The sequence below is a fragment of the Streptomyces silaceus genome, from assembly GCF_001419745.1.
Lineage (GTDB): Bacteria > Actinomycetota > Actinomycetes > Streptomycetales > Streptomycetaceae > Streptomyces > Streptomyces silaceus.
In genome coordinates this window covers 1-5,416 of sequence record NZ_LIRJ01000378.1, presented here as the reverse complement: position 1 = coordinate 5,416, position 5,416 = coordinate 1, and the positions used below count along the sequence as shown (strand labels likewise).

The window sequence follows — 5,416 nt, the reverse complement described above, 5'->3', positions numbered from 1 at the left end:
CGACCAGCGGCAGCAGCTCCCGCAGCCGCGCCCCCAGCTCGGAGGCGCGCAGCCGGGACGCGGGGGCCTTGGCCAGGCACTGGACGAGGAGCTGCCAGAGCTCCTCGGGGATGCCGGGGAGGGGCACCACCGTCTCCGTGACGTGCCGGCGCAGGACCGCGCCGGGGTGGCCGCCCCCGAAGGGGGTGAAGCCCGCGAGCAGCTCGTACAGGACCGTCGCGAGGGCGTAGATGTCGACGGCCGCGCGCGGCGGGAGGCCCTCGATGATCTCGGGGGCCAGGTAGTCCGGGGTCCCGATGATCTTCGTCGCGCGGGTCCGGCGGGGGGAGTCGATCAGCTTGGCGACGCCGAAGTCCGTGAGGAGCGCGGGGTGCGCGCCGCCGGGGCCGAGGGGGCCCTGCATGTCCAGGAGGACGTTCTCGGGCTTGACGTCACGGTGCACGATGCCCGCGGCGTGCGCGGCGGCGAGCCCGTCGGCCACGTCCGCGACGATGGCGACCGCGGCCTCGGGGGCCAGGCGCCGCTCGCGGTCCAGGCGGGTCCGCAGGTCCGTGCCGCGGACGAGGTCCATGACCAGGGCCAGGTCGTTCCCGTCGACCACGAGGTCGTGGACGCCCACCACGCGCGCGTGGTCGAGGCTGAGCAGCGCCGTGCGCTCCTGGACGAAGCGGCCGACGAGTTCCTGGTCGGAGGCCAGGTCCTCGCGCAGCAGCTTGATGGCGACCGGGCCCTCGGGCCCCTCGCCGAGCCACACCGTGCCGGCGCTGCCACGGCCCAGGATCTGGTGGGCGGTGTACCGGCTGCCGATCTTGCGCGTCAAGACTGCTCCTACGGATGCGTGTTGGCGACAAAACTACGCGGCCTTGTCGCCAACCTTCACTCCGGGAGCAGAAATCACTCTGCAGATGTCGACAAATCCCCAGAGTCGTCCGGGGATTCGGGCCGACCGGCCCGACCGGCGTTAGTTGCCGCCGACCTTGCCCATCCAGCCGCTGACCGTGTCGTACCAGTCCTTCAGCTGCTCCCAGTAGCCCTTCGTCGTCCCGATCCAGTCCTGGAGCGGGCTGAACTCCCAGACCAGCCAGCTCGCCACGAAGAGGATGACGATCGTGAACAGACAGCCCTTCAGGCAGCCGAGACCCGGGATCTTCATCGGGTTGGCGCTGCGCTGACGCGGCTGGCGCGGCTCGCGCGCGGGGCGCGGCGCGGGCTGCTGGGGCGGCGGCGCCTGCGGAGGCGCGGCGTACTGCTGCGGCTGGTGCTGGGGCTGGTGCTGCTGCGGCGCGTACTGCTGCTGTTGCTGCTGGCGGCGCTGCCCGCGCGGCTGCTGCGGCGCGTACTGCTGCTGCCGCGGCTGCTGCTGGGGCCGGGCCACCTGACGCTGGGGACGACGGCGCAGCGGGTCGTCGTTCGGGTCCAAGTACGCCTGGTACTGGGTCTGTTCGTTGCGGTCGCGGGCCGCGGCCATCTGGTTCTGCCAGGGGTGCGGCTCGTTCGGGTCCGACCCCGGCCCGTTCGGCGGGACCGGCGGCATGACCGCCGTCGGGTCGGCCGCGCCCCGGTTGTTCGGCAGCACGGACGTCGGGTCGGCGTCACCGGCGCCGCCGGTGCTCTGCATGACGCTCGTCGCGGCGTTCGGGTCGTAGGAGCCCGCGTTGCTCGGCAGGACCTGCGTGGGGTCGGCCGCGCCCGGGGTCTCGGGCACCTGGGCGGGCGCCGGGTCCGGCATGAGCAGGGCGCCCACGCCCTCCGCGGCGGCGATCTGCGCCGGGGAGGAGTGCACGCCGATGCCCTCGGCGACGGCGCGCAGGCCGCGGGCGAGGTTCTCGGCGCTGGGGCGGCGGTCGGGGTTCTTGTCGAGGCAGCGCTCGATGACCGTCCACAGCGGGTCGGGGACGGTCGAGGGGCGGCGCGGCTCGGCGCTCAGGTGCTGGTGCAGCACCTCCAGGGCGGAGCCGCCGCCGAAGGGGGGCCGGCCGGTGACGAGCTCGTAGAGCAGGATGCCGGCGCCGTAGATGTCCACGGCGCTGGTCTGCGGGCGGCCCTCGGCGGACTCCGGCGCGACGTACGCGGGCGTGCCGACGAACTCGTGGGTACGGGTCAGCCCCGGGGAGTCCGCGAGGCGCGCGATGCCGAAGTCGGTGAGCATCGGGTGCATGCCCGCGTCGTCCTGCTTCAGCAGGACGTTCGCCGGCTTCAGGTCGCGGTGCACGACGCCGTCCGCGTGGCTCGCGGCCAGCGCGTCGGCGATCTGGGCGGTCAGCAGGGCCGCCGCGACCGGCGTGAACGGACCGTTCTCGCGGAGGTAGCGGTGCAGGTCGGGCCCGTCGACGAGGTCCATGACCAGGGCGAGGAGATCGCCCTCGACGACCAGGTCACGGGTTCTGACGATGTTCTCGTGCGTGAGCCTGAGCAGGACGGACCGCTCCCTGAGGAAGCGCATCACGACGTCCGCGTCGTTGGCGAGCTCTTCCTTGAGGACCTTGATCGCGACGGTCTCGCCGGGCTGGCCGGCGACGGCCGCCTCGGCACCCGCGGTCTCCCGCTGGCGGGCTCGCCAGACGGTGCCCGTGGCGCCGCGCCCGAGCGGCTCCTCGAGCAGGTACTTGCTGCCTACCGGCCGCACGTCATGCGCTCCCTGCTGGTGGTCCGAGTGTTGTGGCCCGCCGGCTTCCGGCCGGAGGCTTCGCGACCCCGCGCCGCCCGAGGGCGGCGCGAAGGTGTTCCGACCCACTGTAGTGCCGCCGAACGAGGCACCGGCCGGTCGGAATCCGCCCGAGCGGGACGTTCCGGATCGCTGTTCGCAGGAAAGACGCTCGGTCGCGGCCGTTGGTTGCCGGAACGCCCCGAATTGACCTTCACCCGGGTGTGGGCCATCGGGTCCCGACGGGGTCCGCAACGGTCCGAGCAGGCACTTTTCCGAGCAGAGGCGACCAATCAAGATCACTTACAGGTGGCCGCCGGGCGTGTTGTCGGTGGCAGGTGCGAGGATGCCCTCAGTACTGGCCGACGTGCCCGTGTGCGGTGGGGGGAATCACAGCGCGTGTCCCCGTTGCCGGGCGCCCAGCGCAGAAGGGACCGCCGACGGCGATGCAGATCCGGCTGACCGTCCTCGCGCCGCGCAGCGGCCAGACCGAGCAGCAAGGCCGCCCCACGCCGACGACCGGCGCGCACCGCGCCTGCGACGTCCTGGTCACCGCCCCCGCGGGAACCGCGCTCGCCGCGGTCGCCTCGGGCCTCGCCACCGCCGTGGCGGGCACCGAGGGCCCCCTCGTGCTGTACGCGGGCCCGGAGCGCCTGGACGCCCAGCGCTGCACCCTCGGCGAGCCCCCCTTGATCGACGGCGCGGTGCTCTCGCTGGGCGCGCCCTCCGAGCCGGGGCCCGAGCCCGCGGGCGCCGCCGCCCAGCTGCACGTGGTGGCGGGCCCGGACGCGGGCGGCGTCCATCTGCTGCACGGCGGCGAGATCCGCGTCGGCCGCTCCGCCGACACGGACGTCCCGCTGGACGACCCGGACGTCTCCCGGCTGCACTGCGCGGTCACGCTCGCCCCGGACGGCGGCGTCACGGTCACCGACCTCGGCTCGACGAACGGCACCTCGGTGGACGGCCGCGAGGTCACCGACCGCCCGGTGCGGCTCTCCCCCGGCTCCCTGCTGCGCATCGGCGAGTCCGCGCTGCGCCTGACGGACGGCGGACACGGCCCGGCCACCGGCGCGGGCGGCGCGCTCGCGACGGCGCCGGACGGCGAGGGCCACGTGCGCGTGCGGGCCGCCGCGGCGCCCGCGGAAGCGGTGCGGGCGCCCTCCGGAGCCACCCACCACGCCTACGGCCCGGCGGCCTGGGGCACCCCGGCCGGCCCGGCCCCGGAGGGGGTGTCCGGTGCTCCGGATGCGTACGAAGCACGAAGGGCACCCGGCGACCCGGGCGCGCCGGGTGCGCACGGCGCGTACGCACCCGGCGCGCCCTCCGGCACCGACGCGGCCGTCGTCCCGCACCAGGGCGGCGCCCCGGACGCCGAGCGGACCCGCACCGGCACGCCCGCGCGCGGGACGACCGTGCCGCGCGGCCTGCGCAAGCGCGGCGGCCTCTCCGCGTGGGCGCGGCGGCTGACCGGCGGCAGGGACAGCCAGGACGACGTGTACGGCGAGCACGAGGACCCGGACGAGGCGTACGCCTCCGGGGACCCCGGCGACGCCCGGCCGCCGGCGCCCTCCCCCGAGGACCTCGCCGTCGCCGAGGCCGCGCGGACCCCCGAGTCCTGGCCCGATCCGGCCGCCCTGCTGCTCACGGCGCTCGGCCCAGGCCCCCGCCTGTGGGAGCGCGGCCCCGGCCACCCGGAGTCCCTCGCGGTCCGGCTCGGCACGGTCGACCGGGTCATGCCCGCCGCCGACGGCCCCGAGGGGCTGCTGCCCGCCGTGCCCGTCACGGTCGGCCTGCGGGAGGCGGGCGCGCTCGGCCTCGCCGGGCCCCGGGAGCGGCTGACCGGCCTCGCCAGGGCCGTCGTCGCCCAGCTCGCCGCGCTGCACTCCCCCGACGGCCTGGAGATCGTGCTGATCAGCACGGACCGGGCCCGCCCGACGGCCGAGCGGACCGCCGAGTGGGGCTGGCTGGGCTGGCTCCCCCATCTGCGGCCCACGCACGGCCAGGACTGCCGTCTCCTCCTCGCCTACGACCGCGACCAGGCGGCGGCGCGCACGGACGAGCTGATCCGGCGCCTCGACGACCACATCGCCGACGGTCTGCGGGGCGGCGCGGCCGGTTCCCACACCGTCGTGGTCGTCGACGGCGACCCCGGGTCGGCCGGGCTGCGCGAGGCCACCGTCCGGCTCGCCGGCGAGGGCGCGCGCGCCGGGATCCACGTCGTCTGCCTCGCCGAGACCGCGGCCGCCTCGCCCGCCTCGCCGGTCCTCGACACGTACGAGGCGGCCTGCGCGGCGTCGCCCGCCTTCCGCGCGTGCGGCGCCGTGGCGCTGCTCAGCGGGGACGTGGCGACCGCGCTGCGGCTGATGCGGACGGCGGGCGGGCGCCCCGCCGGGCACGGCACCGTCGCCACCGTGGACGCGGTGTCGATGGCCTGGGCCGAGCGGTTCGCGCGCGCCCTCGCGCCACTGCGGACGGACGGGACGGCCGGCGAGGGCCACGCGCGCGTGTCCGCGCCGCTGCCCCAGGCCGCCCGTCTCCTCGACGAGTTGGGGCTCGCCAGGGCCACGCCCGCCTCGCTGATGGCGCGGTGGGCCGCCGCGGCCGACGATCCCGACGCGCTCGGCGGGCGCGCCCTGGCCGTGCTCGGCGCGGGGCCGCGCGGGCCGGTCGTCGCGGACCTCGTCGCCGACGGTCCGCATCTGCTTGCCGAGGGCCCTCCGGGCAGCGGGCGCACGGAGCTGCTGCGCTCCGTCGCCGCGTCCCTGGCCGCCG

The 5,416-nt window shown here is 76.4% G+C and carries 3 protein-coding genes; 1 reads left to right on the top strand and 2 read right to left on the bottom strand.

What is annotated here, in order from left to right:
• Both AOK22_RS30380 and AOK22_RS30375 read right to left on the bottom strand, forming a co-directional pair.
• A partial coding sequence (locus tag AOK22_RS30380) for a serine/threonine-protein kinase (protein ID WP_244165142.1) occupies positions 1-820 on the bottom strand: 820 nt, incomplete at its 3' end.
• A gap of 141 nt (positions 821-961) precedes the next feature.
• Positions 962-2,626: a serine/threonine-protein kinase gene (locus AOK22_RS30375; protein ID WP_055701934.1), complete on the bottom strand. Its 1,665-nt coding sequence runs from the start codon at positions 2,624-2,626 to the stop codon at positions 962-964.
• A 464-nt stretch (positions 2,627-3,090) separates the two neighbouring features.
• Between AOK22_RS30375 and AOK22_RS30370 the strand changes: the two genes are divergently transcribed.
• Positions 3,091-5,416: FHA domain-containing protein (locus AOK22_RS30370; RefSeq protein WP_055701933.1), on the top strand; the 2,326-nt coding region annotated here is incomplete at its 3' end.